Genomic DNA, 24,862 nt, shown 5'->3' on the forward strand with positions numbered 1-24,862 from the left:
CCCTCCAGATCCGCGCGGTCTGCTGCGCACTTTCTTGGAACTCATGTGTTGTCACCAACAGGCAGCCGCCGCGCGCGAGAAGCCGCGCCCGGAGGGCTGCACCACGCCTATTCTTCCTCATCACGGAACTGGGCGGGTACCTGAGTTCGAAAACCGACCGCCGTGGCGCGTGTTCACCCGCGCGGATGAACCCAGCAATCGGCCAGATGATCGTCGACCATACCGGTCGCCTGCATGAGGGCATACGCCGTGGTCGGGCCCACGAAACGGAAGCCGCGGCGTTTCAGTTCCTTTGCCAGAGCAACGGATTCGGGTGTGACCGCGGGCACGTCGCCGAGGGTGCGCGGGCGCGGGCGCGTCGGCGGCGCGAAGGACCAGAGCAGCTCGTCCAGGGACCGACCAAGATCGGCAGCAACCCGCGCGTTGCCGATGCAGGATTCGATCTTGGCGCGATTGCGCACGATGCCCGGATCGGTCAGCAGCCGCTCGACGTCGGCGTCGGTGAAGGCCGCCACCCGGTCGATGACGAAGCCGTCGAAGGCCGCCCGGAAGGCGGGTCGCTTGCGCAGGATGGTGATCCAGGACAGGCCGGACTGGAACGCCTCGAGGCACATCCGCTCGAACAGCGCGTCGTCGCCGTGCAGCGGCTGCCCCCACTCCGTGTCGTGGTAGTCGCGGTAGAGCCGCGAGGACTCCGCCCAGCCGCAGCGGATCCGGCCGTCGGCGTCGGGCTTGCCGTCGGCCGCGACGGGGGCGCTCATCGGGCGTCTCCGGTGGCGTCGGCATGCGAATCCTCGACCAGCTGGGCGGGCGGTTGCACCTGCGGGATGGACGGGGCCTCGGCGGGGCGGCCGTTGCCCGACGGTGTGCCCTGCTCGGCGCGGGCCTGGGCCAGCTGCGCCTCCAACTCGTCGATGCGGGCGGCCAAACGGGTCAGCGCCCAGTCCACCTCACCGGCCTTGTAACCGCGGAACACCTGCTGGAAGCGCAGCGCGCGCACATCGGCGCCGCCGATGCCCTCGGCGGGCAGCACGGTCGCGGTCGTGCCCTCGGGCAGCGGCCCCAGCTCCTCTCCGCGTCCGAACACCGCGCTCGCGACCAGGAACAGCAGCGCGGCGACCAGGCCGACGATGAGCACGTACAGCAGCAGCGTGAGCATAGGGACGAGGATAGGTGGCGAGGGCGACAGATTCGGCCCGGCGTCGGCCCGCCGACCTCCGCCGAGCCGGGCCCTCATCGCCCGGCTCGGCGGCCCGGCGGGGTGCGCGCCGGAAATCTGGACGGTACGGGATGGTTTGCTAGAGGATCGCTCAGCGTTCGCCGGTACGCCGGAAGCAGGAGGCCGCCGCCGCCAGATACTGTCGGCAGCCGCCGCCGTGCCCCGCATGCACGGCCAGGATGAACCGGGCGTGGTCGTAGCTGAGATCGGCCGGTTCGTGGGCGCAGTCGCGGCTGCCTGCCAGCCATGGATCGCGGGCGTCCGGGGGCGGCGTGTCCATGGGCGGTACCTCCAACAGCGCGGGCGGCGCACCCGGCGCCGACAACCGGACCATGGGGATCGCCGGCCCGGTTCGGGTTGTCACGGCTGCGAAGGTTGTCGCCTCGACGCCGGATGCACTTAGTACTTTCGCCGTGTTGCGACCGATATGAAATCGCGCACCGTTGGCGTTGGTGTTGGCCTACTGTTGGCACAAGAGCTGTGAAACAAAGGCGTAACAATGGTGTTGGGTCGTCCCTGGACCGGATTCGAAGCCGTCGCGCTGCAGGAGGCGATGCGAAAATCCGTGCGGGAGTTCGCCGCTCACCTGGGTGTCGAGATGACGACGGTGGCCAATTGGCGGGCCGGGTTGAGCGCGGTGACGCCACGGCCGCTCACCCAGGAATTGCTCGACACGTTACTGGTCCAGGTCGGTAGTCAGGTCCGCGAGCGGTTCGAACAGATCCTCGCCGAGGGCGAGCAGGCCCTGGGATCGCGCCGAATGCCCCCGCGCCGAACGACTCCCGCCGCGCCGCCCACCCCGGCGTCCGGACACGATCCGGCGCTGCTGAATCGCCTCGACGATGCCCGTGCCCAGGTCGACCGCACGCTCGCGGCCTGCACCATCGGACCGGCCATGGTCGAGCTGATGGAGGAGCGCGCCGCGGGCCGGGTGCTCACCTACACCCGCACGCCACCGGCGCGGGTGCTGGCCACGGTGCTGCCGGATGTGCTGGAGGTGCAGGCGATCTCGACGCGCCGCCAGCCCGCGGCCATCCAGTCGCGGCTGTCGGAGGTCACCGCGGTGCTGGGGCTGCTGATCGCCGACGCGCTGATGAAACTCGGTCAGATCGAACGCGCCAACTTCTGGTACGGCACCGCGCGCATGGCCGCCGACGACACCGGCAACCGGCGGCTGCGGGCCCGCGTGCGCGCCCAGCACGCCATGCTGCCGTACTACTACGGCAGTGCCGAACACGCGGTGACGCTGGCCCGCGCCGCGCAGGCGCAGCTGCCCGAGATCGCCGACGACGCAACGGCTCTGGCCGCGGCGGCCGAGGCCCGGGCGCTGGCCCGGCTCGGCGACGTCGAGGGTGCGGAGGCGGCGATGACGCGGGCCCGCACCCGTGCGGCCGAACTCGGCGACACCACCTCCGACGAGGCGTTCCGCTTCGGGGAGAAGCGGCTGCTGCTCTATCTGTCCGGAACGCTGACCAATCTCGGCCGCATCGCCGACGCCCGGCGCGTTCAGGAGCAGGCGCTGCAGCTGTACCGCGGCAGTCCCGGCGTCGTGGTCGATCCGGCGCTCATCGAATTGGACATCGCCATCGGATACGCCCGCGAGGGCGCGGTGGACGAGGCGTGCGCGCTGGCCGCGCGGGTGCTGACCACGCTCCCGGCCGAACATCGCACCACGATCGTGGTGTCGCGGGCGGCCGCGGTGGTCGACGCGATACCCGAGATCGGCCGGGGCAGGCGTGCGGTGGAGGAATTGCGGCACCTGGTCGCCGCCGGAACCAGCGAACTGCGGTGAGCACGATGTCGGAGGCGGCGACGACGGGAGCGTCCGCCGCGGGGTTCACGCCGCGGCGGACGCGCTGGATACTCGAACGGGCCTGTGCCGAGGCCGGATTCGAGCCGACGGGCGCGCGGCTGCTGCGCCATCACACCAATGCCGTGTACCTGTTGGCCAGTGCGCCGGTCGTGGTGAAGATCGACCGACCGGTCGGGGTGCGGCCGCCGGTGGACGTGGTGACGCTGGTGCGCTGGCTACAGGCGCAGGACGTGCCGACCGTGCCGCTGGCCGGGACGGCGCAGCCGCTGCGCCTCGGCGGCTGCGCGGTGACGTTCTGGCGCTACTTGCCCCAGCGCCGCCCGATCGTGGCCGCCGATCTGGCCGAACCGCTGGCGCTGCTGCATGCCCTGCGCACCCGCCCGGCGCAGTGGCTGCCGAACCGACACCTGGCCGACGCCTTCGCCCACATCGCCCATTCCATCGAGGCGAGCCCCATCCTCACCCCCTTCGACCGCCGCCTGCTGCACGACGAGCGCCTGCGCCTGGCCGCGGGCGCCGCCGACATCGACTATCTTCTGCGCCCCGGCCTCATCCATGGCGACGCCCACCATCGAAACATTCTGTGGGACACCACCGCCGCCCGCGCCGTGCTCTGCGACTGGGAGAGCGTCGCCATCGGCCACCCCGAATGGGATCTGATCACCATCGAGGTCCACTGCCGCCGCTTCGCCCACCCCCCGATCGAATACGAGAAGTTCTGCCGCGACTACGGCTTCGACATCCGCGACTGGCCCGGCTACCCCTGGCTCCGCGACCTACGCGAACTCCGCATGATCACCACCAACGCCTACAAGTCCGCCCCCGGATCCCCGAGTGCCCGAGAGGTGTTGCGCCGCATCCAAGGTCTGCGCGAGGGCATCGAGGCGCGCTGGCACATCCTGTGAATCAGTTCTCGAGCGTCCGGCGACCGGTCAGTGCGTCGAGATCGATGGTGAGCGGAAAGGGCGACTCCACGGTGACGGTCCCGGTGGCTCGCGGGGTGATGTGGTACTCACCGGTGGTGTCGAGGGTGTAGATCGTGAGGCCGACCGACTCGGTGTCCAGGATGTCGATCACCCAGTAGTTGGCGATCTTGTTGGCGGCGTATTCGCCTGCCTTGATGGCGTAGTCGCGCACGGCTGATTCGCCGGAAGAGGCGATTTCGATGGCCAGCACGATCTGCTCGCTGCGGACGCGAGGTTGTTCGTCGACCTCTACGGGGGCGACCACGACGTCGGGCACTTGTCGAGGGGAGCGCCCCACCAATTCGGCTTCCAGTTCCGCGAAGGCTTCCAAGCCTGCTGGCAGTTGGTTGTTGAGCTGACCGATCAGGCGGGTGACCGCGCGGCTGTGTGGCGGTGCTGGGCGAGCGTTCACGAGCAAGAATCCATTCTCGATCTCGTAACGATGGGAAGTATCGACAGGCAGAGCGTCGAATTCTTCCACGGTGATCGACCGCCTGTGCGTCATGTCAGTCGCCTCCACCGTCATGATCGCCTCCGTGTACCAGCCGTAGGTGCGCACTATCCCACATCATCGCATTGCGGATCATGCGCGTCGCGCGGAAATTGCTGTCCGGACCGGTCAGAGGTGTCGCGTGGTATCGATGCCCAGGGACATCCCCGCCAGCCCCCGGCGACGCACCGCCAGCTTCTCCGAGATCTCCAGCAACGCCGCGGCCGCCGGGTTCTTCGGATCGCGCAGGACGAGGGGGGTGCCCTCGTCGCCCGCCTCGCGGAGTTCCTGGGTGATCGGGATCTGGCCCAGGAGGGGGACTTCGGCGCCGACGGCGCGGGTGAGGCGGTCGGCGACGGACTGGCCGCCGCCGGAGCCGTAGAGGTCCATGCGGGTGCCGTCGGGGAGGTCCAACCAGGACATGTTCTCGACCACGCCCGCGATGCGCTGGCGGGTCTGCAGGGCGATCGCGCCCGCGCGCTCGGCGACCTCGGCGGCGGCGGGCTGGGGGGTGGTGACGACCAGGATCTCGGCGTTGGGGATGAGCTGGGCGATGGAGATCGCGACATCGCCGGTGCCGGGCGGCAGGTCGAGCAGCAGGATGTCCAGATCGCCCCAGAACACGTCGGCCAGGAACTGCTGCAGGGCGCGGTGCAGCATCGGGCCGCGCCAGACGACGGGCGTATTGCCCTGGGTGAACATGGCGATCGAGATGACCTTCACATCGTGCGCGATGGGCGGCATGATCATCCGCTCGACCTGGGTGGGCCGCTGGTCGGTACCGAGCATGCGCGGTACCGAATGGCCGTAGATGTCGGCGTCCAGCACGCCCACCGACAGTCCCCGCGCGGCCATCGCCGCCGCGAGATTGACGGTGACGCTGGACTTTCCGACGCCGCCCTTACCGGAGGCGACGGCGTAGACACGGGTCAGCGAGCCGGGCTGGGCGAACGGGATGACCGGCTCGGCCGAATCGCCGCGCAGCTTCTTGCGCAGTTCGGTGCGCTGCTCGTCGTTCATCACGTCGAGATCCACCGTCACCGCGCCCGCGCCGGGAACGTCGGCGACGGCCCTGCTCACCGAATCCACGAGAGTGCTGCGCAGCGGGCAGGCCGCCGTCGTCAGGTAGATCTCGACGTGGACGCCGCCGTCGGCGTCGATGGTGACGCTCTTGACCATGCCCAGTTCGGTGATCGGTTTGCGGATCTCCGGGTCGTTCACCTTCGCGAGGGCGCCCCGCACATCCGATTCCGTTACCACTGGCATGACGCCGAGTTTAGCGGCGGCCGCGTCAGGCCCGAAGGCGGCAGCTCGCGTAGCCACGTAGGGCCCGCGTCCGCCGCCATCGGGCAGAGCACCTCAGATCCTGGGCAGCTGGCTGGCCTGTGGTGCGACGCCCGTCCGGTACGCCACCTCCCAGGCCATCACGTTCGCCACGTAGGCCATCGAGTTGTTGTAGCGCATGATGGCCTTGGACTGCTGGGACAGATCGTTCATGTCCAGCCCGCCGTAGCACAGGTAGTTGCCTGCGGTGAGTGCGGCGTCGTACAGGTTCTGCGGATCGGAGATGCCGTCGCCGTCGCCGTCGCCCGCGAACTTGCGGTAGGTCTCGGGCAGGAACTGCATCGGGCCGAGCGCGCGGGCGTAGCTGCTCATGCCGCCGTCGAGTTCGGCGTCGGTCGCGCGGACGACATTGTTGCCCGCCAGGCTGCCGTCGAGCACGGGGCCGTAGATCGGATCGATCGGATTGCCCTTGGCATCGAGTTTGCCGTAGGCGTGATGCGATTCGATCCGGCCGATGCCCGCGAGCACCGACCACGACATGTGGCAGGTCGGCTGCTCCTGCGCCAGTAGCCGTTCGGCGTTCTGGTAGGCCGCGTACGCGACGCCCGGAATGCCCAGCGGCCCGGCGGGCTCCTCGGCCACGGCCCGGCCGTCCGGCTGCGCAACGGTTTTCACGATCGGCGGTCCGGGATGTTTGGCCGCGTGCATCAACTCGTCGGGGGCCGAATGCCCGACCGCCGCCATCTTCGGGGCCTGCTCAATTTGAGCGTCATCCGAAATATTCTGTGCCGCAGCCAAACTCGCGTGCTCTGCGGTGTCCACGTCCGATGCCGAGGCCGCGCTCACGGCGACGACGCCCGCGGGCACCAGACCGGTCAATGCGATTACGGATCCGCGCCGAACGGTGACGGTCGGCGGCTTCCGGTGACGTCCCACTGTGCGGTGGCCCTCCAATGCTCGCTGTGAGCCTTTCGTGACACAACGAGGAGAAGGCTACCGCATCCGAGACCTTTTCGTTACTTCTTCGTGACCGTGTTTCTCGTTTAGGGCTGCGGGGGCGGCGGGGGCAGCGGCACGACGATGCCGAACGGCAGCGTGATCGCGGGCGGCGGCGGGGGCGCCGGGGCCTCCGCGGGCGCCTGCTCGGCCGGTGCGGTCGGACCGGGTTCCGGTGTCTTCGCCGGGGTTTGGGGCTGCTCCGGAGCCGGGGCGACCGCCACCGGCGGCGGTGGGGGTGCGGGCGGCAGGCCCGGGGCGGGCGGCGGCGGCGCGCAGACGGGCGGGCGCGGTGCGTTCGGATCCTGCGGCCGGGCATTGACATCGACGCTGCGGTTCGGATCCGCATGGGGATCGTCGCCCGCCGCCGCGCCCGGTTGGTGCTGCCCGGGGGCCGGCCAGCGCTGCGCCTCCGCCGGATGGGCGGGATCGCCCGGCCCGGGCATCGGGGCCGGAACCGCCGCCGGGCCGCAGGCGTTCGGCGCGGGCGGCGGACAGAAGATGCCGCACGGAATCGGCGGCAGCCCCGGGATATTGATCATCATCACCTGCGGCTGCTCGGGCGTCGCGGTGGTCGCCGCGGCGCTCGGCGGCTCGGTGGGGCTCGGCGAGCCCGGGATGGTGGTGCTGGCCGCCAGCATGGTCGAACCGGCGCCCGGCGGCATCGGGCCCGGCGGGATCAGATCGGGGGAGATCTGCACCGGGGTGGGCGCGCCGCCGGACTTGTAGGCGTTGGCCCAGCTGAGCACCTGCGCGGCGTAGGCGACGGAGTTGTTGTAGCGCAATACCGAACGCAGCTCCTGCTGCGAATCGCGCAGATCCAGCCCGCCCGAGCACAGATACTTGCCCGCGGCCAGGGTGGCGTCGAAGACGTTGTTGGGATCGGAGACGCCGTCGCCGTTGCCGTCGGAGGCGTAGAGCGACCAGGTGCCGGGCAGGAACTGCATGGGGCCGATCGCGCGGACATATCCGCCGTCGGCGGCCTTGATGATCTCGTTTCCGGGCAGCGTGCCGTCGAGGGCGGGCCCGTAGATCACCCCGACCGTGGTGCCGTTGGCATCGGTCCGGCCGAAGGCCGCGTGATTGGATTCGACCTTGCCGATGCCCGCGAGCAGACTCCAGTTCAGCCCGCAGCCCGGCATCGACGACTGCAGGGCCAGCTCCGCGTTGCGATAGGCCGCCAGCACGATCTCCGGAATTCCCAGCGCGCCGCCGCCCGGCAGCGCGATGTCGCGCAGCGGGACGGTGCCCGCGAACAGTGGTGCGCCACCGGCGGGCGGGGTCATTGCCCGAAGTTTGCGAGGCGGCTCCGGCGCGGCCGGGACGAGCCCTGCGGACTGGTCGGTCGCTGCGGCCGACGCGTCGGTCGGGGCGGTCGCGGCGGCCAGCTGGGCCTCGGGAGCCTTCGGCGCGCCGGTGCGTGCCGAGGTATGCACAGCCGTCGAACCCGAAGCCATCAAACCCGCAACCACCAGCGCCGATACGGTAATCGGACCAGATATTCGCATCGGCACAACCAAACCCCTTCGTAGTCGGTGAGCGATCGGCTCGGCACCCTCCCGGGCCGATCGTTCCGGACAACGTGATCCAGGTTACCCGGCGGTCAGCTTGTTGTTATCAATATTTACGGTCAGTTGCCATCGATCCGTGGCGAAAGCGGTACCCGTCCCCGTTTCCGCTCGGTACCCTTCTTCGATTTGTTCACCGGAACAGATTCTTCCCCGTCCGGTGGTGCATTCGTCTCGAGGCGCGCCAGGGCGTCCTTGATGTCCTCGAGTTCGCGGCGCAAATAGTCGCGAGTGGCGACCTCTCCCACCGCGATTCGCAGGGCCGCCAGTTCGCGGGCCAGGAATTCGGTATCGGCCTTGGTCTGCGCCGCCCGGGCCCGGTCCTCCTCGAGGGCCACCCGGTCTCGGTTGTCCTGCCTGTTCTGCGCCAGCAGGATCAGCGGCGCAGCGTAGGCGGCCTGTGTAGAAAAGGCCAGGTTAAGGAGGATAAACGGATACGGGTCCCAGCGCAGCGTGGCGACGAACACATTGAGGATGATCCAGGCCACCACGAGGACGGTCTGCAGCACCAGATAGCGGCCGGTGCCGAGGAAGCGGGCGATCCGCTCGCTGGTGCGGGCCATCGCCTCGGCGTCGAAGTCGAAGCGGAACCGGGATTCGACGGGGGTCTCCAGACGCTGGCGGGCCAGCGGCTTGTCGGCGCGCTCGGTCACGGGCGCTCTCCGATCCGGTCGACGGCATGCGCGCCCACGTGCATGTCATTGCCCTCCTCGTCGTGTTCGCGCCAGTCCTCCGGCAGCAGGTGATCGAGGACGTCGTCGACCGTCACCGCGCCCAGCAGATGGTTCTCCTCGTCGACGACCGGACCGCAGACGAAGTTGTAGGTGGCGAAGTAGCGGGTGACCGCGATCAGCGGGGCCTCGGGCCGCAGCGGCGTCAGATCGGCGTCCACGATGCCGCCCACCAGATTCGCCGGAGGTTCGCGCAGCAATTGCTGAATATGGACGCAGCCGAGATAGCGACCGGTCGGGGTCGCGGTGGGCGGGCGCACCACGAACACCATCGAGGCCAGCGCGGGGGTCAGATCCGGATTGCGTACCCGGGCCAGCGCCTCGGCGACCGTGGCCGCCGGGGTGAGGATGACCGGCTCGGGCGTCATCAGGCCGCCCGCGGTGTACGGGGAGTACTCCAGCAGGCGTCGCACCGGCTCGGACTCCTCCGGATCCATCCGCGACAGCAGCGCCTCGGCCTCCCGGCTGGGCAGCTCGCCCAGCAGGTCGGCCGCGTCGTCGGGGTCCATCGCCTCGAGCAGATCGGCGGCCCGCTCGACGCCGAGCTGCTGCAGCACCTCGATCTGATCGGTTTCGGGCAGTTCCTGCACCACATCGGCGAGTCGCTCGTCGTCGAGGGCGCGGGCCAGTTCGAGGCGGCGCTTGGCGGGCAGCTCGTGCAGCAGATGGGCGACATCGGCCGGGCGCAGGCCCTCGAACTGGCCGAGCAGCTGGGTGACGTCCTGCCCGGGCAGATTCAACTCCTGCATGGTCAAACCGCGCACATGCGACCAGTCGACCACATGCACCGCGCGCCGGCGGCCGAGCCGCCGATGTCCCCGCACCGCCACCCGCGAGACCACCCAGTCGCGGCTGCGGGTCGGCTCGATGCCCAGATCGACCGCGAACAGATCGACCCCGTGCAGATCCGGCAGCTCCGGATCGTCCACCCGGACCTTGGAATCGAGCACCTGCGCCAGCGCCAGCATCTCGCCCGGCCGCTGCTCGAAGCGGCGCAGGCTGACGGTGCCGGTGTTGAGGTTCACCGAACCCGGTTCGATCGCGGTGACCCGCCCCATCGGCACGAAAATCCGTCTGCGGGTGGGCAATTCGACGAGCAGGCCGAGCACCCGGGGTTGCTGGCGGTCATACCGGATGGAGATCACCACGTCCCGGACGCGGCCGATAGACTCGCCGTCCGGACCCAGCACCACCAGGCCCGCCAGCCTGGCGGCGAAAACCCTCGTCGCCATGTTGCCAGGCTAGAGGGTGGGTTGTCCGGATCTCGACTGGAGGAGTCGCGCATGTCAGTCCGCCGTTCGGTACTCGCCGTTCCCGGCAGCAATCCCCGCATGATCGAGAAGGCCATGGGACTCCCGGCCGACGAGGTGTTCCTCGATCTGGAGGATGCCGTGGCGCCCGCGGCCAAGGCGGCCGCGCGGGCGAATATCGTCGCCGCGCTCAATTCCGCGGGCTGGGGTGACCAGATTCGGGTGGTGCGGGTCAACGACTGGACCACCGAGTGGACCTACGCCGATGTGATCGCGGTCGTCGAGGGCGCGGGCGCGAGGCTGGACGCGATTCTGCTGCCGAAGGTCACCGATGCCGGTCAGGTGCGGGCGCTGGATCTGTTGCTGACCCAAGTGGAGAAGGCCGCGGGGCTCGCGGTCGGGCGCATCGGCATCGAGCCCCAGATCGAGAATGCGCTGGGACTGCGCAACATCGATGCCATCGCCACCGCCAGCCCACGGGTGCGGACGCTGGTTTTCGGCCCGGCCGATTTCATGGCCAGTATCAATATGCGCACCCTGGTGGTCGGCGAACAGCCGGAGGGTTACGACACCGGCGATGCCTATCACCACATCCTGATGACCATCCTGCTCACCGCGCGGGCACACGGCCTGCAGGCAATCGACGGCCCCTATCTGCAGATTCGCGATCTCGACGGTTTCCGGCGCGCCGCATCCCGCACGGCCGCACTGGGTTTCGACGGAAAATGGGTGCTGCACCCGACCCAGATCGAGGCCGCCAACGAAATCTTCTCCCCACGCCAGGCCGATTACGATCGCGCCGAGGAGATTCTGGACGCCTACGCCTTTCACACCTCGGCCGACGGCGGCGCCCGCGGCGCGGTGATGCTGGGGGAGGAGATGATCGACGAGGCGAGCGCGAAGATGGCGCGCGTCATAGCCGAGAAGGGGCGCGCCGCGGGAATGGCGCGAACCACGCGTTTCATGGCCCCGTCGACGGCCGATGAATAGCATGATGGAGTCATGACAAGTCCCATGGGGAATACGAACCGCAATCGGCCGACCCTGCCGACGCCACCGTCGGGCTGGCCGGTCGGGTCGTATCCGACCTACGCCGAGGCGCAGCGGGCGGTCGACTATCTAGCCGACAACCAGTTTCCGGTGGACAACGTGACCATCGTGGGCGTCGACCTGATGCAGGTCGAGCGGGTGCTGTACCGGCTGACCTGGGGCCGGGTCATCGGCGGCGGCATGGTGTCGGGCGCGTGGCTGGGCCTGTTCCTGGGTCTGCTGCTGAGCCTGTTCACCAACGGCGGCGCGCTGGGTCCGCTGGTCGTGGGTCTGGTGGGCGGCATCATCTTCGGCCTCATCTCCGCCTCGATCCCGTACGCCGCCACCCGCGGTCAGCGCGATTTCGCCTCGACCATGCAGCTGGTGGCCGGGCGCTACGACGTGCTGTGCGATCCCAAGACCGCCGAGCAGGCGCGGGACATGCTGGCGCGGCTGGCACTGTAATAGGTATGCGGGTGTTGGAGGAGGTCCGGGCCGCCGTGCTCGGACACTACGGTGTGTCGTCCGCCGATTCGGCGTCGGTGACGTTTCTGGGGTTGGAGCCGATCGAGATCCTGCGGATTCCGGACGGCGAATTCGTGCACTACGTGACGTTGGGCGGGGCGCGGCATCCGATGACCGATCCCACCGCGGCCCTTGCCGATCCGCTGCGCGGCCCGCGCGCCGAGCTGGTGCTGACACTGCGCGGCGACGGTTCGCATGCGGGCATCACCCGCGGCCTGGGCGTACTCATCGCCTCGCCCGCGGTGGAAGGCGTTGTGCTGCAGGAGGACGCGCTGCTGGACCTCGGAGAACCGCTGTGGCACAGCGCCTCCTTCACCGCGGCGCTGCTCGGTCGCAGCGAGATCGCCGAGGTGCCGCTGCCGGAACCGGCCGAGCCCGTGCGGTTGCTGTCGGTGGCCCCGATCACCGCCACCGAGGCGGCGTGGGTGCGGGTGCGCGGCGCGGCCGCGTTGCGGGAGGCGTGGGCCGAGGCGGGTATCGATGTGCGCGATCCCGAGCGCGGGGCGGCCAGTCTCTGATCAGAGCCATTTGTTGCGGCGGAATGTGATGAGCAGACCCGTGCAGATCGCCAGGATGACGATCCACACCATGCCGTAGCCGAAGGTCCACTTCAATTCCGGCATGTGCTCGAAGTTCATGCCGTAGATACCCGCGATCATGGTCGGCACCGCGGCCATGGCGGCCCAGGCGGAGATCTTGCGCATATCGGTGTTCTGCTGCACGGTCACCTTCGCCAGCGCGGCATTGATCAACGCGCTGAGCGATTCGTCGAAATCGCTGATTCGCTCGGCCACGGCGGTGTGATGATCGGCGACGTCGCGCAGATAGCGCCGGATCTCCTTGGGCAGCGGCAATTCCGGACTCTTCGACAGCAATTGCAGCGGCAGGGCGAGCGGATTGACCGCCCGGCGCAATTCCACGACCTCGCGTTTGAGCTGGTAGATCGCATCGATGGCGAGGCGACTGTTCGGCGTGAACACCTCCTCCTCCATTTCGGCGACATCCTCCTCGATCTCCTGGGTCACCTCGGTATAGGAGTCGACGACATGATCGGCGATGGCATGCAGTACCGCGCCGGTGCCGAGTGCGAGTCGCTGCGGATTCGCCTCCAATCGCCGTCGCACACCGGTGAGTTCGGTGTGATCCCCGTGCCGCACGGTCACCACGAAATCGCGGCCGACGAACATCATGATCTCGCCGGTCTGCACGATCTCGGTGATGCTGTGCAGATCGTGTTCGACGTATTTCACCGTGCGCAGCACCAGGAACAGGGTTTCGTCGTAGCGTTCCAGTTTGGGGCGCTGACGCGCGTGCACCGCATCCTCCACGGCCAGTTCGTGCAGGCCGAAAGTCCCGGCCACATCGGCCATCTGGAATTCGTCGGGGGCGTGCAGGCCCACCCAGACGAAGCCGGATTCCTTGGCGCGCACCTCCGCCAGCGCCTCGGCATGGGTGTACCGGCCGGGCAGCCGCTGCCCATCGACGTACACCGCGCAATCGATGATCGCCCGCGCGGTCGGCACCGGAATATGCGGCAGCTCGTCCTTCCCGCGGCCGCGGAACGAGGACAGGGGCGGAATCTGGGGCACGTGTGGGGATGCTAGTCGCTGATCTTCGGCAAGATGGACGGGTGCGCATCGACCTGCATACCCACTCCAACGCCTCCGACGGCACCGACACCCCGGCCGAGCTGATCTGCAACGCGGCCGCGGCCGGACTGGACGTGGTCGCGCTGACCGACCACGACACCACCGCCGGTTGGGCGGCGGCCGCCGCGGCGCTGCCGAGCGGGATGACGCTGGTGCGCGGCATGGAGATGTCGTGTGTGGGCAGGGGAGAGGACGGCTGGCCGGTCTCGGTGCACCTGCTGGCCTATCTGTTCGATCCGGCCGACGCCGCCTTCGCGCGCGAGCGGGAGCGGCTGCGCGCCGAGCGCATCGTCCGGGTGCGGGCGATGGCCGAGCGCATGGCCGCCGACGGGCTGCCGATCGATCCGGAGCAGGTGCTCGCCTCGGCGGGGCCCTCGGCCGGGCGGCCGCATCTGGCCCGGGCGTTAGTGGCGGCCGGGGTGGTGCCGACGGTGAGCGCGGCCTTCGAGAAGCTGCTCGCCCCGCGCGGGCGCTATTACGTCGAGAAGGCCGACACGCCGCTGCGCCGCGCGGTCGAGATGGTGGCGGCCGCCGGTGGGGTGAGCGTGGTGGCGCATCCGCGGGCGCGCTCGCGCGGGCGGCTGCTGGCGCTGGCGGAGATCCACGATCTGGCCGCGCTGGGCCTGGCCGGGCTGGAGGTCGACCATCCGGATCACAGCGCCGCCGATCGGGCGCTGCTGCGCGGCCTGGCCGCCGAACTGGGCCTGCTCACCACCGGGTCCTCGGACTATCACGGCGCCAACAAGACCATCCGGCTCGGCGAATTCACCACCGACCCCGAGCAGTTCGAGAAGCTGGCCGACAAGGCGAGCGGGGTTCCGGTGATCGTCGCGTGAGGCCGCTGCGGGCGCTGAGCGGGATCGTCGCGGGCGGGCTGGCCGCGCTGACCCTGGTCGTGATCGGCGCGGAGATCCTCGGCGCGCGACGCGATTTTCCGGGACCGGGCGCGGCGACGGTGGCATGGCATATCGGATTGTCGGCGGTGGCCGTGGCGGCGCAGATATTTGCCGACCGGCGTCGAGGTTTCGCGGCCATTTCCGGAGTGGTGGTCGTTTTTGGTGCGGCCGGTTATCTGTTGGTTACGCAATGGTGGAATTAGTGACCGCGTAACGGTTGCCTTCGGATGAATTGTGGCCGAATATCTTTCTATGTGAGCGCTGCCATCGAATCCGATGTCCTGATCGTCGGGGGTGGTCCCGCGGGTGCGTGGGCCGCGCTGGCGGCGGCTTATGCGGGGGCGCGCGTGGTCCTGGTCGACAAGGGGCGCTGCGGCAGCAGCGGGCCGACGGCGAAAGGGTTTGTCGCGCTGTGGAACATTCCGCCCGGTCCGGCGCGGGAGGAGGCCGTCCGGCAGAGCTTCGCCAACGGGGGTTGTCTCGGCGATCCGGAGTGGATGCGGCGGGTACTCGCGGAGACGCATCGGCGGGTCGATCAGCTGGTGCGCTGGGGCTACCGATTTCCGGGTGAGCGCGCGGGCCTGCCCGCCCGGGTCTGCCTCGACGGCACCGCATATCTCGGCCGACTGCGGCGCAGCCTGATCGTGGCGGGCGTGCGGATCCTCGATCACCATCCGGCGCTGCAACTGCTCGTCGACGCCGAGGGCGTGGTGAGCGGGGCGAGCGGGGTGCAGTTGCGCAATGGTTACCAGACCTGGACCGCACGCGCCGGGGCCGTGGTGTTGGCGACCGGTGGGTGCGCGTTCCTGTCCGGCGGCGCGGGTACCGATGTCGACACCGGGGACGGCCTGCTGATGGCCGCGGAGGCGGGCGGGGAGCTGTCGGGAATGGAATTCTCCAGCGCCTACGCGCTGGCGCCGGTCGGGCAGGTGCGACTGACCGCGCTGGGCGACGACGGAAACGCCGCGCGGGTGGTACCCGCCCCGGATCTGGCCCTGCACTTCGCCACGCTCTACGACGAGACGGGGGCGGCGATCGGGGACGGGCCGTTCGGTTCGCGCGCGGCGGCGTTCGAGGCGATCGCCGACGGGCGGCGGGTCTACGCGGCGCTGGACGAGATTCCCGGACCGCTGCGCACGCAGCTGACCGCGTCGGCGCTCGCGCCGCGGGTGCAGCTGCGGCCGGTGCTGGAGGGCACCGTGCGTGGCACGGGCGGTCTGCGCATCCTCGACTTCGATTGCTCCACAACGGTTCCCGGCCTGTTCGGCGCGGGCGACGTGACCACCCGCGAGCCCATCACCGGCGCGGTCGGCGGCTTCGGCGGGCAGGGCGGTGCCTGGGCGATCTCGTCGGGGGTGTGGGGCGGTGCCGGGGCGGCGCGGTTCGCGCGCGGCCGGGGGCGGCTGGGCAAGGTGCGCCCGGTGCCGGGCGCGGGACTGGGCACGGACGCGAGTATCGATCCGCGCGCGGTGGTCGGCCTGGTCCAGGAGCACACGCTGCCGCTGCGGCGCAGCTACTGGCGCAGCGCGGGCAGCCTGCGCGACAGCATCGCCGAACTCGACGGCATGTGGCCGGTCACCGAATGCGATCTCGGCGGCGACGGACCCGAGCGGCTGCGCGCCCGCGAGGCGGCCGCCCTGCTGGCGGTGGCGCGCTGGACCAAATACAGTGCGCTGGCCCGCACCGAGAGCCGCGGCATGCACCGGCGCACCGACCATCCCGGCGAGGGCAGCGACTGGCGGATCCGCCTGCACGCGGGCGGTGTCACCTCGGTCTGGGTGCATCCCGAACAGCGCGATCCGGGTCCGGCGACCCCGCACGCGGACCTCACCCCGGCCTGACCTCACATCGGGTTCGGCGGCGGCGGTGCGACAGTTCACCGGCGCCCCCCGCGTACGTGCGAGTTTCCCCTTACGTCCGGGTAATTCGAGCGGCCTAGCCTGGGGAGATGGAACTCGCGACCCACCCGCCGGCAGGGGTGATTTGGCAACCCCTCGGACCTGCTGGCAGAATGTTCCGATCCCCGGCCGACGCCACCGCCCGGTTCGGGGAGATCGGTGAACCGCGACCCGTGACGCACTGCTCCGGACGCGCGGACCACCCCACGGCATTGCCCGGACCCACCCGTCCGGTTTCTGGCTCGACGGATCTGTGCAGCGATACGCCGTAATACCCGGTGCGGCTTGCCGCGATGTCACTATCGATCGGTATTGCGCGGCGCCCGAGTGTGATTGGCGCACCCGACGAGTAGCCCGAAAAAACTGATACCAAATACCCGACGGTAACCGCGAGACGGTTCAGTCGATACCGAGCAGGAGTGAAATCGTGTCACCCGTGACTGATGCACCGAACGCCGCCACGGCGAGCCGTGAAACCGATTCGGCGAACCTGTCCGCCATTACGCACGAGGAAATTTTCGCCGGCCATCTCGGGGGCAAGCTCTCGGTGGAACTGACCGCTCCGCTCGAGACCCAGCGCGATCTGTCCATCGCCTACACCCCGGGCGTGGCGCAGGTGAGTCGGGCCATTCATGCCGACGACGCCCTGGCCAAGCGCTACACCTGGACCGACCGCCTGGTCGTGGTGGTCAGCGACGGCACCGCGGTGCTCGGCCTGGGCGATATCGGCCCGCGTGCCTCGCTGCCGGTGATGGAGGGCAAGGCCGCGCTGTTCAAGAAGTTCGCCGGGCTGGACTCGATTCCGATCGTGTTGGACACCAAGGATGTCGACGAGATCGTGGAGACCCTGATCCGGCTGCGCCCCAGCTTTGGCGCGGTGAACCTGGAGGACATCTCCGCACCGCGCTGCTTCGAGATCGAGAAGCGGGTCATCGAGGCGCTGGACTGTCCCGTCATGCACGACGACCAGCACGGCACCGCCATCGTGGTGCTGGCCGCGCTCAACGGCGCCGCCAAGGTGCAGGGCCGCGGCATCGAGGGCCTGAAGGTGGTGGTGTCGGGCGCCGGTGCGGCCGGGGTGGCGTGCACCAATATCCTGCTGGCGGCGGGGGTTTCGGACATCGTGGTGCTCGACTCCAAGGGCATCGTGAGCCGCGACCGCACCGATCTGAACCACGTGAAGGCCGACCTGGCGCAGCGCACCAACCCGCGCGGGATCACCGGCGGCGCGACCGAGGCGATGGCGGGAGCCGATGTGTTCCTGGGCCTTTCGGCGGGCACCATCGCCGAGGAGCTGATCGCCTCGATGGCGCCGGAGTCGATCGTGTTCGCGATGTCCAACCCGGATCCGGAGATCCACCCCGAGGTGGCGCACCGCCACGCCGCGATCGTCGCGACCGGCCGCAGCGACTTCCCCAACCAGATCAACAATGTGCTCGCCTTCCCCGGCGTGTTCAAGGGCGCGCTGGACGCCGGTGCCCGCCGCATCACCGAGGGCATGAAGATCGCCGCCGCCGAGGCCATCCTGAGCGTGGTCGGCGACGAACTCGCCGCCGACAAGATCGTGCCGAGTCCGCTGGACCCGCGCGTCGCACCCGCGGTCGCCGAGGCCGTGGCCGCCGCCGCGCGCGCCGAAGGCGTTGCGTAGCAGCATCTTTCGGTAACAAAAGCGGGCGCTTCGTTCAATGGCGAACGAAGCGCCCTTTCCTGTCCGGGCTATGCGATCAGTGCGGGACGGCCACCGAGGCGACGAATCGGGCCAGCTGCTCGTCGTCGAGGTTGCGGGCCAGGTCGGATTCACAGATCATGCCGACCAACCGCTTGTCGTGCTTCTTGTCGATGACCGGCACGCGCTTGATCTGATGGGCCTCCATCAGCTCCAGCACCTCGCTGACGTCGGTATCCACATCCACCCAGCGCGGGGTGCCCTGGGCCAGATCCCCGGCGCGCACCCGGCTCGGATCGTGCCCCTCGGCAATGCAGCGAACCACGATGTCGCGGTCGGTGAGCATGCCGATCAGGCGATCGTTGTTGCAGATGGGAAGCGCACCGACGTCCAGATTGCGCATGACCTGGGCGGCCCGATCGAGGGTTTCGTCGGCCGGGATGCAGGTCGCGTCCCGGTGCATGATGTCGCGGGCTTTCATGGCCTTCACTGCAAACCTCCTGTCTCGAAACGGAAGGAGCTTGCACTCCGGGTGCCTTGTCATATGGTGGCCCGGATCGCGATCTTGGTCAATCCGCCCGGTATCGAGGATTAGAGTCGGCCGGTCGGTCCCGGTAGTGTCGCTGCCGTCTGTGGCAGGTGTATCGACGACGAGCGGGAGTATGTGTGGGCGAGTCCATGACCTGGGTGCAAGCGCTGGTGTTGGGCCTGGTCCAGGGGTTGACGGAATTTCTGCCGATCTCGTCGTCGGCGCATCTGCGCATCGTGTCGGCGGTGTTCTTCGGTGACGACGCGGGGGCCTCGTTCACCGCGGTCACGCAGTTGGGTACCGAGGCCGCGGTGCTGGTGTATTTCGCCAAGGACATCTGGCGGATCGTGCAGGCCTGGTTCGGCGTGGGGCTGAGCCGGTTGCGGGGGTCGGCGCGGGAGCGGGTGCCGATCAGCGAACAGGTCACGACGCGGTTGCCGGTGTATACCGGGGGCGAGTACGTGCTCGACGAGGACGCGCGGCGCGAACTGGACTATCGGATCGGCTGGTACGTGATCATCGCGACCATTCCGATCGGCCTGATCGGCTTCGTCCTCAAGGACCAGATCCGTACCGGCGCACGCAATCTCTGGCTGGTGTCGACCATGCTGATCGTCTTCGCGCTCGTCATCGCGGCGGCCGAACATTACGGCAGCAAGCGGCGTCCGATCGAGCAGCTGACCACGCGTGACGGCCTGATCATGGGCTTCGCCCAGTGCCTGGCGCTGATTCCGGGCGTCTCCCGCTCCGGCGCGACCTCCTCGGCGGGCCTGTTCGTCGGCCTGACTCGCGAAGCGGCCGTGCGATTCTCGTTCCTGCTGGCGATTCCGGCGGTGGTGGCGTCGGGCCTGTTCAGCCTGCCCGACGCATTCGAGCCGGCCGGTGAGGGGCTCAATGCCTCGGGCCCGCAGCTGCTGGTGGCCACGGTGCTCTCGTTCGTGGTCGGCTACGCGTCGGTGGCCTGGCTGCTGCGGTTCGTCACCCGGCATTCGTTCAACTGGTTCGTCGGCTACCGCATCGTGCTGGGGCTGGCGATCATGGGACTGCTCGCGACCGGGGTGGTCTCGGCCACCTAGTCGATCGGCGCCGAGCGGCGCAGCCGGCCCGTGCCGGGAACGCTGGCCCATACCGCGAAGGCCAATATCGCGTCCAGGGCCAGGGCTAGCACGGCGACCAGGAGCGCGCCGACCAGGACGCGGTCGTATTTGTAGAGGCTGATGCCGTCGAAGATGTAGCGGCCCAGGCCGCCCAGATTCACATAGGCGGCGATGGTCGCGGTCGCGACGACCTGCAGCGTGGCCCCGCGTAAACCGGTGAGCAGCACCGGAAGTGCGTTGGGCACCTCGACGCGGAACAGGACACGGCGCTCGTTCATGCCCATGGCGCGCGAGGCGTCCACGACGTTCGGATCCACATTGGCGATGCCCGCGTACGCCCCCGCCAGCAGCGGCGGCACGCCGACGGTGATCAGCGCCAGCAGCGGCGGCAGCAGGCCCAGCCCGAGCAGCAGCACCACGAAGGTGAGCAGGCCCAGCGTCGGCAGCGCGCGCATGGCGTTGGCGAAGCCGACGATCAGACCGCCGCCGCGGCGCGTGTGCCCGATGACCAGTCCGATCGGCAGCGCGATCGCCGCCGACAGTGCCACGGCCAGGAAGCTGTACCACAGGTGTTCCAACAGGCGCTGCTGGATTCCGGTGTGCCCGCCCCAGTTCGCCGCCGTGGTCAGGTAGTGCCAGGCATCGATGAAGAGGTTCACGCGTCCGCCCCTTTCGCCAGGTCGACCGACAGCCGTAGGCGCCGCGTGGCGGGGGCGCGACCGGTGCGCAGCCACGGCGTGGCCCAGCGCCCGAGCAGATACAGCACCCGGTCCACGATCAGGGCCAGCGCCAGAACCACGATGATGCCCGCCACGATCTCGTCCGGATAGTCGCGCTGATAGCCCTGGGTGAACAGCTTGCCCAGCCCGCCGACGCCGATCAGCGCGCCGACCGTCACCGCGGAAATATTGGTGACGGCCACTACCCGCAGATTGGCCACGAAAACCGGTAGCGCCAGGGGAAATTCGACGGTGAGGGCGCGGCGCAGCCGGGGGTAGCCGATGGCGTCGGCGGCGTCGAGCACCGCGGTCGGCACCGAGTCCAGGGCGGCGGGCACCGCGATCACCAGCAGTGCGACCGAGTAGATACTCAGCGCGATCACGACATTGAGCGGATCGATGGTGGCGATACCGGCCAGCGGCGGGATGATGACGAACAGCGCCAGCGAGGGCACGGTGTAGGCGACGCTGGCGACGGTCGTGGTGGTGCGGCGCAGCCAGCGCACCCGCCGGGCGACGGTGCCGACGGGCACCGCGACCACCAGGCCGATCAGCAGCGGGACCAGCGCCAGATACAGATGGGTGCGGGCATACCCGGCGATCTCGGCGAAGTTGTCGACGAGGTATCTCATCGCGCGTGTTCCTGCTCGAAGAAGTGCCGATTGCGGGCGGTGTCCTCGTCGGCGCGCTGGCGGGCCAGCTGTTCGATGACCTCGGTGGCGCTCACACCCCCGGTCACCGTGCCGGAATCATCCACGGCCACACCGATATTCGACGGCGAGGAGACGGCGGCGTCGAGCGCCTGGCGCAGGTCGCCGCCGGGTGGGAACAGCGATCCCCCGGCCGCCATGCAGTCGGCGAGATCGTGTCCGGCGCGCACGCCCTCGACACCGGTGACGTCGACCCAGCCGAGCGGGTGGCGGTTCTCGTCCACCACCAGCACCCAGTCACCCGGGGCCAGCCGGAGCTCGCGCAGGCGATCGGCGGTCGCGGTCCGGATGTCGTGCAGCTCGACGCCGTCCGCCTTGCGGAACGACAGCCCGCGATAGCCGCGGTCGCGCCCGGCGAAGTCGGCCACGAAATCGGTTGCGGGCTGGGCCAGTACGGTCTGCGGCGCGTCGTATTGCTGCAGCACGCCGCCGCGGGCGAAGACCGCGATGCGGTCGCCCAGTTTGATCGCCTCGTCGATATCGTGGGTGACGAAGACGATGGTCTTGCGCAATTCCGCCTGCAGCCTTTGCATCTCGGCCTGCAGTTCCTCGCGCACCACCGGATCCACGGCGCTGAACGGCTCGTCCATCAGCAGGACCGGCGGATCGGCGGCCAGCGCCCGCGCCACGCCGACGCGCTGCTGCTGACCGCCCGACAGTTGCGCCGGATAGCGTTTGGCCAGGGCGCGATCCAGACCGACCCGGTCGAGCACCTCGAGGGCGGCGTTGCGGGCGGCGCGGCGCGACTTGCCCTGCAGCACCGGAACGGTGGCGACATTGTCGAGCACCGTCCGGTGCGGCAGCAGCCCGCCGCTCTGGATCACATAGCCGATACCGAGCCGCAACTTCACCGGATCCACGGTCGAAATATCCTTGCCCGCCACCGTGATCGTGCCCGAGCTGGGCACGATCATGCGGTTGATCATTCGCATCGATGTCGTCTTGCCGCAGCCCGAGGGACCGACGAAGACGGTGAACGATCCGGATTCGATCCGCAGATCCAGCTCGGTCACCGCAGTGGTGCCGTCCGGATAGGTCTTGGTGACGCCGCTGAATTCGATATCGGCCACGGAGGCCCTCCTATCCGATCGGCTTGTCCAGCCCCTGCGCGGTCACCCACGCCTTGGCCGCGGCCGCGGGCTCGGTCTTGGCCGATCCGGAGACCGCCTCGTTGAGCGAGATCAGTTCGGTCGTGGTCAATTTCGCCGACACCGCGTCGAGCACCCGCAGCGCCTTGTCGGACTTCTTCTTGGCGTTGAGCACCGGCACCACGTTCTGCGCCGGGAAGTTGTGCTTGGGATCGGCCAGCACCACCAGGTCGTGCTCCTTGATGGCGGGGGAGGTGGTGAAGATATTGGCCGCGGTCACCTGGCCGGAGGTCAGGGCACGCACTGTCGCCGGGCCGCCGCCATCGCCGATCGGGACGAACCGATCGCCACTGATGTCGAGACCGTAGTTCTTCTTCAGGCCGGGCAGCCCCACCGAGCGCTCCGCGAATTCCGCCTGGCCACCGAACTTCACCTCCGCCGAATGCGCCGCCAGATCGGCGATGGTCTTCAGATTCCACTTCTCGGCGGTGGCGCGGGTGACCACCACGGCATCGGAATCCTCGCCGGGAGCGGGCTTTCCGGCCGCGAGGTCCGAACCCAGCGCCTTGGTCAGGGCCGCGTTCACCTCCTCGGCCGCGGTCGCGGTCGCCGCGGAGTCCAAGTACTGCAGCAGATTTCCGGTGTAGTCGGGGATCACGCTGATCGAACATTCGCGCAGCGCAGGGATGTAGGCCTCGCGGCTGCCGATATTGAGTTTGGTGTCGACGCTGAAACCGTTGGCGCGCAACGCCTCCGCGTAGACGTCGGCGACGGTCTCCGACTCCGGGAAGTTGGCCGAGCCCACGGTCAGCTTGTTGGTGTCGCCGTCGCAGCTGCCCGAACCGCTCGACAGCGGGTTGGAGTTGCCGCCACAGGCCGACAGTGCCATCGCGGCGGCCAGCGCGACGGCGGTGGCGAGCAGGCGGGCGGCGGTCAGGGCGGGGCGGAGTCCGCGCCGCCGCGCAGGGGTGGTGTTGGTGGATTTCAAGACTGTCCTTCCGATGTCCCGGCGCTGCGGGGTGGCCGTCCCCGGGCTCCCATTACGATTCCTGTCCGGGCGGTCACCTTCTGGCTGTCCATACTGTCAGCCGGGTGTCGTTCTTACTATCTATCGGGAGTGGGTGTCGCCGGATGAAATCGGCCGCGTCGGTGCGGACCCGGACCAGCATGCTGATCGCCGCGATGGTCGCTACGCTGGCCGTTTCCTGCGCCGACGAGGATCGCGGACCCGCGATCACGGTCGGTGCGGGCAATTCCGCTCAGTCCGAATTGATTGCCGAGATATACGCGGGCGCGCTCGCCCGCACCGGGGCGCGCACGGCCGTGCGGACCGGCCTGGGGCAGCGCGGTGATTATCTGGCGGCCCTGGATGCCGATACGGTGACGCTGGTCGGCGACGACAGCGGCGATCTGCTGACGGCCCTGGATTCGGGCTCACCCGCCCGCGTGCCCGACAAGGGTGTGGCCGACAAGGTCTCCCCGCCCGCGCGACCGGCGCCGAGCGTCGCCCAGGCCCTCAACGGCGCGCTGCCCGAGGGCCTGGCCGTCTCCGACCTCGCCGACGGCACCGATCTGCGGCCGAGCTTCGCCCTCGCCCACCCCGATCCGGCGGCGAGCCTGACCGAGCTGGCCCCGCGGTGCGGCGAGCTGTCCGTCGGCATCGCCACCGGCAGCGAGCTCGATCCGCTGCGCCGCGGTCCGGATCCGCAGCGTGACGTGCTGGAGCCGCTGCGCACGGTCTATCACTGCGACATCGCGCACCACAGCGTCTACGGCAGCGATACCGAACTGCGAAATGCCCTGCGCCACGGGAAGGTTCAGGCGGGTGTGTTCACCGCGCCCGCGACCCTGCTGCCCGGCGGCGCGCAGGAGCTGACCCTGGTGGCCGATCCGTCCTATGCCTTCCGCGCGCAGAACATCGTCCCGCTGTTCCGCAAGGGTGCGCTGACCGAGCGGCAACTCGAGAAGCTCAACTATGTGGCGGGTGAACTCACCACCGCCGAACTCGTCGACCTCGTCCGCCGCGTGCGCGACGAGCACGCCTCGGCCGCGGAACTGGCCCGCGCCTGGCTCGACGCGCATTCGCTGTGACTACTGCCGCAGGGCCGCGGTGAGCGCGGGGCTCAGCGCCAGGGCCGGCAGCGATTCCACCAGCATATCGATCAGCTGCTCGCGCGAAATCGTCTCGTGCCGTAGCCAACTCAGCGTCGTCTCCTCGACGAACGCGATCCAGCCGCGCACGGCCAGCCGCAGCCGGGGGTGGTCGGGATCGTTGTCCGGAATCGGCGTCACGGTCAGGATCCGGTCGACGATGGTATTGCGCGACTCCTCGGCCAGGGCGGCCAGCTCGGGGCTGGCGCTGCTGGGTCCGCGCAGGATGGCCAGATACGGCGTGCGGTTCTTGCTGACGTAGTCGACGTAGCGCTGCACGGCGTCGCGCAGCATGTCGAACAGGGCGAGCTTCGGATCGGGTGCGGTGCGGGTCAGCAGTTCCAGATTCGCGTGCCGCAGGATGGCGAGCTGGAAGTCCTGTTTGGAGGAGAAGTAGTGGAACAGCAGGCCGCGGGAAATCCCGGCCTGTTCGGCGATCTCGCCGACGGAGATGTCCTCGATGGCCCGCTCGCGCAGCATCTCGACACCGAGCCCGATGAGCTGCTGACGACGTTCGTCCGGACTCAGACGCACCCGTTTCCCAGTTTCTCCTGCACTTCTGACGGCCACATTGCAATCTTACTGAACG

Annotated in this window: 27 protein-coding genes; 11 read left to right on the forward strand and 16 right to left on the reverse strand. The window is 69.2% G+C overall.

The window, feature by feature from the left end; translation table 11 throughout:
• Positions 1-173: 173 nt before the first annotated feature.
• The 3 genes from NDR87_RS17615 to NDR87_RS17625 form a co-directional block, all read right to left on the reverse strand.
• The gene (locus NDR87_RS17615; protein ID WP_251914084.1) at positions 174-761 is read right to left on the reverse strand and encodes a DNA-3-methyladenine glycosylase I; all 588 of its coding nucleotides are present in this window, start codon (positions 759-761) and stop codon (positions 174-176) included.
• Positions 758-1,159, reverse strand: coding sequence for a DivIVA domain-containing protein (locus NDR87_RS17620; RefSeq protein ID WP_251914083.1), 402 nt, complete (start codon positions 1,157-1,159; stop codon positions 758-760). The genes NDR87_RS17615 and NDR87_RS17620 overlap by 4 nt, the downstream gene beginning before the upstream one ends.
• Before the next feature lie 151 nt (positions 1,160-1,310).
• Complete coding sequence (locus NDR87_RS17625; protein ID WP_251914082.1) at positions 1,311-1,583, reverse strand: hypothetical protein; 273 nt, start codon at positions 1,581-1,583, stop codon at positions 1,311-1,313.
• A gap of 135 nt (positions 1,584-1,718) precedes the next feature.
• Between NDR87_RS17625 and NDR87_RS17630 the strand changes: the two genes are divergently transcribed.
• Together NDR87_RS17630 and NDR87_RS17635 are read left to right on the forward strand one after the other, a co-directional pair.
• A complete protein-coding gene (locus NDR87_RS17630; protein ID WP_251914081.1) occupies positions 1,719-3,011 on the forward strand; it encodes a hypothetical protein in 1,293 nt (430 codons plus the stop codon).
• A 5-nt stretch (positions 3,012-3,016) separates the two neighbouring features.
• On the forward strand, positions 3,017-3,937 hold the full coding sequence (locus tag NDR87_RS17635; RefSeq protein WP_251914243.1) for a phosphotransferase: 921 nt from the start codon (positions 3,017-3,019) through the stop codon (positions 3,935-3,937).
• A 1-nt stretch (position 3,938) separates the two neighbouring features.
• On the opposite strand, the gene NDR87_RS17640 is transcribed toward NDR87_RS17635, so the two are convergent.
• The 6 genes from NDR87_RS17640 to NDR87_RS17665 all read right to left on the reverse strand — a co-directional run bounded on the left by NDR87_RS17640 (position 3,939) and on the right by NDR87_RS17665 (position 10,298).
• Entirely contained in the window at positions 3,939-4,523 is a 585-nt protein-coding gene (locus NDR87_RS17640; protein ID WP_251914080.1) for a Uma2 family endonuclease, read from the reverse strand.
• A 93-nt stretch (positions 4,524-4,616) separates the two neighbouring features.
• A complete protein-coding gene (locus NDR87_RS17645; RefSeq protein ID WP_251914079.1) occupies positions 4,617-5,753 on the reverse strand; it encodes an Mrp/NBP35 family ATP-binding protein in 1,137 nt (378 codons plus the stop codon).
• A gap of 93 nt (positions 5,754-5,846) precedes the next feature.
• A complete protein-coding gene (locus tag NDR87_RS17650) occupies positions 5,847-6,638 on the reverse strand; it encodes a lytic murein transglycosylase (protein WP_251914242.1) in 792 nt (263 codons plus the stop codon).
• A gap of 176 nt (positions 6,639-6,814) precedes the next feature.
• Positions 6,815-8,203, reverse strand: coding sequence for a lytic murein transglycosylase (locus tag NDR87_RS17655; RefSeq protein ID WP_251914078.1), 1,389 nt, complete (start codon positions 8,201-8,203; stop codon positions 6,815-6,817).
• 194 nt (positions 8,204-8,397) lie between these two features.
• Positions 8,398-8,988, reverse strand: coding sequence for a DUF1003 domain-containing protein (locus NDR87_RS17660; RefSeq protein ID WP_251914077.1), 591 nt, complete (start codon positions 8,986-8,988; stop codon positions 8,398-8,400).
• The gene (locus NDR87_RS17665) at positions 8,985-10,298 is read right to left on the reverse strand and encodes a magnesium transporter MgtE N-terminal domain-containing protein (RefSeq protein ID WP_251914076.1); all 1,314 of its coding nucleotides are present in this window, start codon (positions 10,296-10,298) and stop codon (positions 8,985-8,987) included. The genes NDR87_RS17660 and NDR87_RS17665 overlap by 4 nt, the downstream gene beginning before the upstream one ends.
• A gap of 51 nt (positions 10,299-10,349) precedes the next feature.
• On the opposite strand from NDR87_RS17665, the gene NDR87_RS17670 reads away from it, so the two are divergent.
• From NDR87_RS17670 to NDR87_RS17680, 3 genes are read left to right on the forward strand one after another with little or no spacing between them, the layout of a single operon-like run.
• The gene (locus NDR87_RS17670) at positions 10,350-11,306 is read left to right on the forward strand and encodes a CoA ester lyase (RefSeq protein ID WP_251914075.1); all 957 of its coding nucleotides are present in this window, start codon (positions 10,350-10,352) and stop codon (positions 11,304-11,306) included.
• 12 nt (positions 11,307-11,318) lie between these two features.
• On the forward strand, positions 11,319-11,810 hold the full coding sequence (locus tag NDR87_RS17675; protein ID WP_251914074.1) for a general stress protein: 492 nt from the start codon (positions 11,319-11,321) through the stop codon (positions 11,808-11,810).
• Between the two features lie 5 nt (positions 11,811-11,815).
• Entirely contained in the window at positions 11,816-12,388 is a 573-nt protein-coding gene (locus NDR87_RS17680) for a suppressor of fused domain protein (protein ID WP_251914073.1), read from the forward strand.
• Here the strand turns inward: NDR87_RS17680 and NDR87_RS17685 are convergent, their stop codons facing one another.
• Entirely contained in the window at positions 12,389-13,459 is a 1,071-nt protein-coding gene (locus tag NDR87_RS17685) for a magnesium and cobalt transport protein CorA (protein WP_251914072.1), read from the reverse strand.
• A 41-nt stretch (positions 13,460-13,500) separates the two neighbouring features.
• Here NDR87_RS17685 and NDR87_RS17690 point away from each other — a divergent pair, with 41 nt between their 5' ends.
• The 4 genes from NDR87_RS17690 to NDR87_RS17705 all read left to right on the forward strand — a co-directional run bounded on the left by NDR87_RS17690 (position 13,501) and on the right by NDR87_RS17705 (position 17,961).
• Complete coding sequence (locus tag NDR87_RS17690) at positions 13,501-14,355, forward strand: PHP domain-containing protein (RefSeq protein WP_251914071.1); 855 nt, start codon at positions 13,501-13,503, stop codon at positions 14,353-14,355.
• The gene (locus NDR87_RS17695) at positions 14,352-14,618 is read left to right on the forward strand and encodes a hypothetical protein (protein ID WP_251914070.1); all 267 of its coding nucleotides are present in this window, start codon (positions 14,352-14,354) and stop codon (positions 14,616-14,618) included. The genes NDR87_RS17690 and NDR87_RS17695 overlap by 4 nt, the downstream gene beginning before the upstream one ends.
• A 51-nt stretch (positions 14,619-14,669) precedes the next feature.
• A complete protein-coding gene (locus NDR87_RS17700; protein WP_251914069.1) occupies positions 14,670-16,256 on the forward strand; it encodes an FAD-dependent oxidoreductase in 1,587 nt (528 codons plus the stop codon).
• Positions 16,257-16,803: 547 nt separating this feature from the next.
• Positions 16,804-17,961 (forward strand): NADP-dependent malic enzyme, encoded by a 1,158-nt coding sequence (locus tag NDR87_RS17705; RefSeq protein WP_251914241.1) that lies wholly within the window; start codon positions 16,804-16,806, stop codon positions 17,959-17,961.
• 76 nt (positions 17,962-18,037) lie between these two features.
• Here the strand turns inward: NDR87_RS17705 and NDR87_RS17710 are convergent, their stop codons facing one another.
• Positions 18,038-18,460 (reverse strand): CBS domain-containing protein, encoded by a 423-nt coding sequence (locus NDR87_RS17710; RefSeq protein WP_251914240.1) that lies wholly within the window; start codon positions 18,458-18,460, stop codon positions 18,038-18,040.
• A gap of 185 nt (positions 18,461-18,645) precedes the next feature.
• On the opposite strand from NDR87_RS17710, the gene NDR87_RS17715 reads away from it, so the two are divergent.
• On the forward strand, positions 18,646-19,584 hold the full coding sequence (locus NDR87_RS17715) for an undecaprenyl-diphosphate phosphatase (RefSeq protein ID WP_251914068.1): 939 nt from the start codon (positions 18,646-18,648) through the stop codon (positions 19,582-19,584).
• Here NDR87_RS17715 and NDR87_RS17720 read toward each other — a convergent pair.
• From NDR87_RS17720 to NDR87_RS17735, 4 genes are read right to left on the reverse strand one after another with little or no spacing between them, the layout of a single operon-like run.
• Positions 19,581-20,264, reverse strand: coding sequence for an ABC transporter permease (locus NDR87_RS17720; protein ID WP_251914067.1), 684 nt, complete (start codon positions 20,262-20,264; stop codon positions 19,581-19,583). The genes NDR87_RS17715 and NDR87_RS17720 overlap by 4 nt on opposite strands.
• On the reverse strand, positions 20,261-20,956 hold the full coding sequence (locus NDR87_RS17725; RefSeq protein ID WP_251914066.1) for an ABC transporter permease: 696 nt from the start codon (positions 20,954-20,956) through the stop codon (positions 20,261-20,263). The genes NDR87_RS17720 and NDR87_RS17725 overlap by 4 nt, the downstream gene beginning before the upstream one ends.
• Positions 20,953-22,104: an ABC transporter ATP-binding protein gene (locus tag NDR87_RS17730; protein ID WP_251914065.1), complete on the reverse strand. Its 1,152-nt coding sequence runs from the start codon at positions 22,102-22,104 to the stop codon at positions 20,953-20,955. Before NDR87_RS17730 ends, NDR87_RS17725 begins: the two co-directional genes overlap by 4 nt.
• Before the next feature lie 10 nt (positions 22,105-22,114).
• Positions 22,115-23,011, reverse strand: coding sequence for an ABC transporter substrate-binding protein (locus NDR87_RS17735; protein WP_251914238.1), 897 nt, complete (start codon positions 23,009-23,011; stop codon positions 22,115-22,117).
• A 242-nt stretch (positions 23,012-23,253) separates the two neighbouring features.
• Between NDR87_RS17735 and NDR87_RS17740 the strand changes: the two genes are divergently transcribed.
• Positions 23,254-24,213 (forward strand): glycine betaine ABC transporter substrate-binding protein, encoded by a 960-nt coding sequence (locus NDR87_RS17740; RefSeq protein WP_251914064.1) that lies wholly within the window; start codon positions 23,254-23,256, stop codon positions 24,211-24,213.
• On the opposite strand, the gene NDR87_RS17745 is transcribed toward NDR87_RS17740, so the two are convergent.
• On the reverse strand, positions 24,214-24,807 hold the full coding sequence (locus NDR87_RS17745; protein ID WP_251914063.1) for a TetR/AcrR family transcriptional regulator: 594 nt from the start codon (positions 24,805-24,807) through the stop codon (positions 24,214-24,216). It abuts the gene before it with no gap.
• Between the last annotated feature and the right edge of the window lie 55 nt (positions 24,808-24,862).

Source organism: Nocardia sp. CDC159, from assembly GCF_023740735.1.
In the GTDB taxonomy this organism is placed as follows: Bacteria; Actinomycetota; Actinomycetes; order Mycobacteriales; family Mycobacteriaceae; genus Nocardia; species Nocardia pulmonis.

Bases quoted from the DNA above. Each gene is read 5' to 3' on its own strand.
- NDR87_RS17615 (WP_251914084.1), bottom strand. From the start codon at position 761: ATGAGCGCCCCCGTCGCGGCCGACGGCAAGCCCGACGCCGACGGCCGG.
- NDR87_RS17620 (WP_251914083.1), bottom strand. From the start codon at position 1,159: ATGCTCACGCTGCTGCTGTACGTGCTCATCGTCGGCCTGGTCGCCGCG.
- NDR87_RS17630 (WP_251914081.1), top strand. From the start codon at position 1,719: ATGGTGTTGGGTCGTCCCTGGACCGGATTCGAAGCCGTCGCGCTGCAG.
- NDR87_RS17635 (WP_251914243.1), top strand. From the start codon at position 3,017: ATGTCGGAGGCGGCGACGACGGGAGCGTCCGCCGCGGGGTTCACGCCG.
- NDR87_RS17640 (WP_251914080.1), bottom strand. From the start codon at position 4,523: ATGACGGTGGAGGCGACTGACATGACGCACAGGCGGTCGATCACCGTG.
- NDR87_RS17645 (WP_251914079.1), bottom strand. From the start codon at position 5,753: ATGCCAGTGGTAACGGAATCGGATGTGCGGGGCGCCCTCGCGAAGGTG.
- NDR87_RS17665 (WP_251914076.1), bottom strand. From the start codon at position 10,298: ATGGCGACGAGGGTTTTCGCCGCCAGGCTGGCGGGCCTGGTGGTGCTG.
- NDR87_RS17670 (WP_251914075.1), top strand. From the start codon at position 10,350: ATGTCAGTCCGCCGTTCGGTACTCGCCGTTCCCGGCAGCAATCCCCGC.
- NDR87_RS17675 (WP_251914074.1), top strand. From the start codon at position 11,319: ATGACAAGTCCCATGGGGAATACGAACCGCAATCGGCCGACCCTGCCG.
- NDR87_RS17680 (WP_251914073.1), top strand. From the start codon at position 11,816: ATGCGGGTGTTGGAGGAGGTCCGGGCCGCCGTGCTCGGACACTACGGT.
- NDR87_RS17710 (WP_251914240.1), bottom strand. From the start codon at position 18,460: ATGAAAGCCCGCGACATCATGCACCGGGACGCGACCTGCATCCCGGCC.
- NDR87_RS17725 (WP_251914066.1), bottom strand. From the start codon at position 20,956: ATGAGATACCTCGTCGACAACTTCGCCGAGATCGCCGGGTATGCCCGC.
- NDR87_RS17735 (WP_251914238.1), bottom strand. From the start codon at position 23,011: ATGGCACTGTCGGCCTGTGGCGGCAACTCCAACCCGCTGTCGAGCGGT.
- NDR87_RS17740 (WP_251914064.1), top strand. From the start codon at position 23,254: ATGAAATCGGCCGCGTCGGTGCGGACCCGGACCAGCATGCTGATCGCC.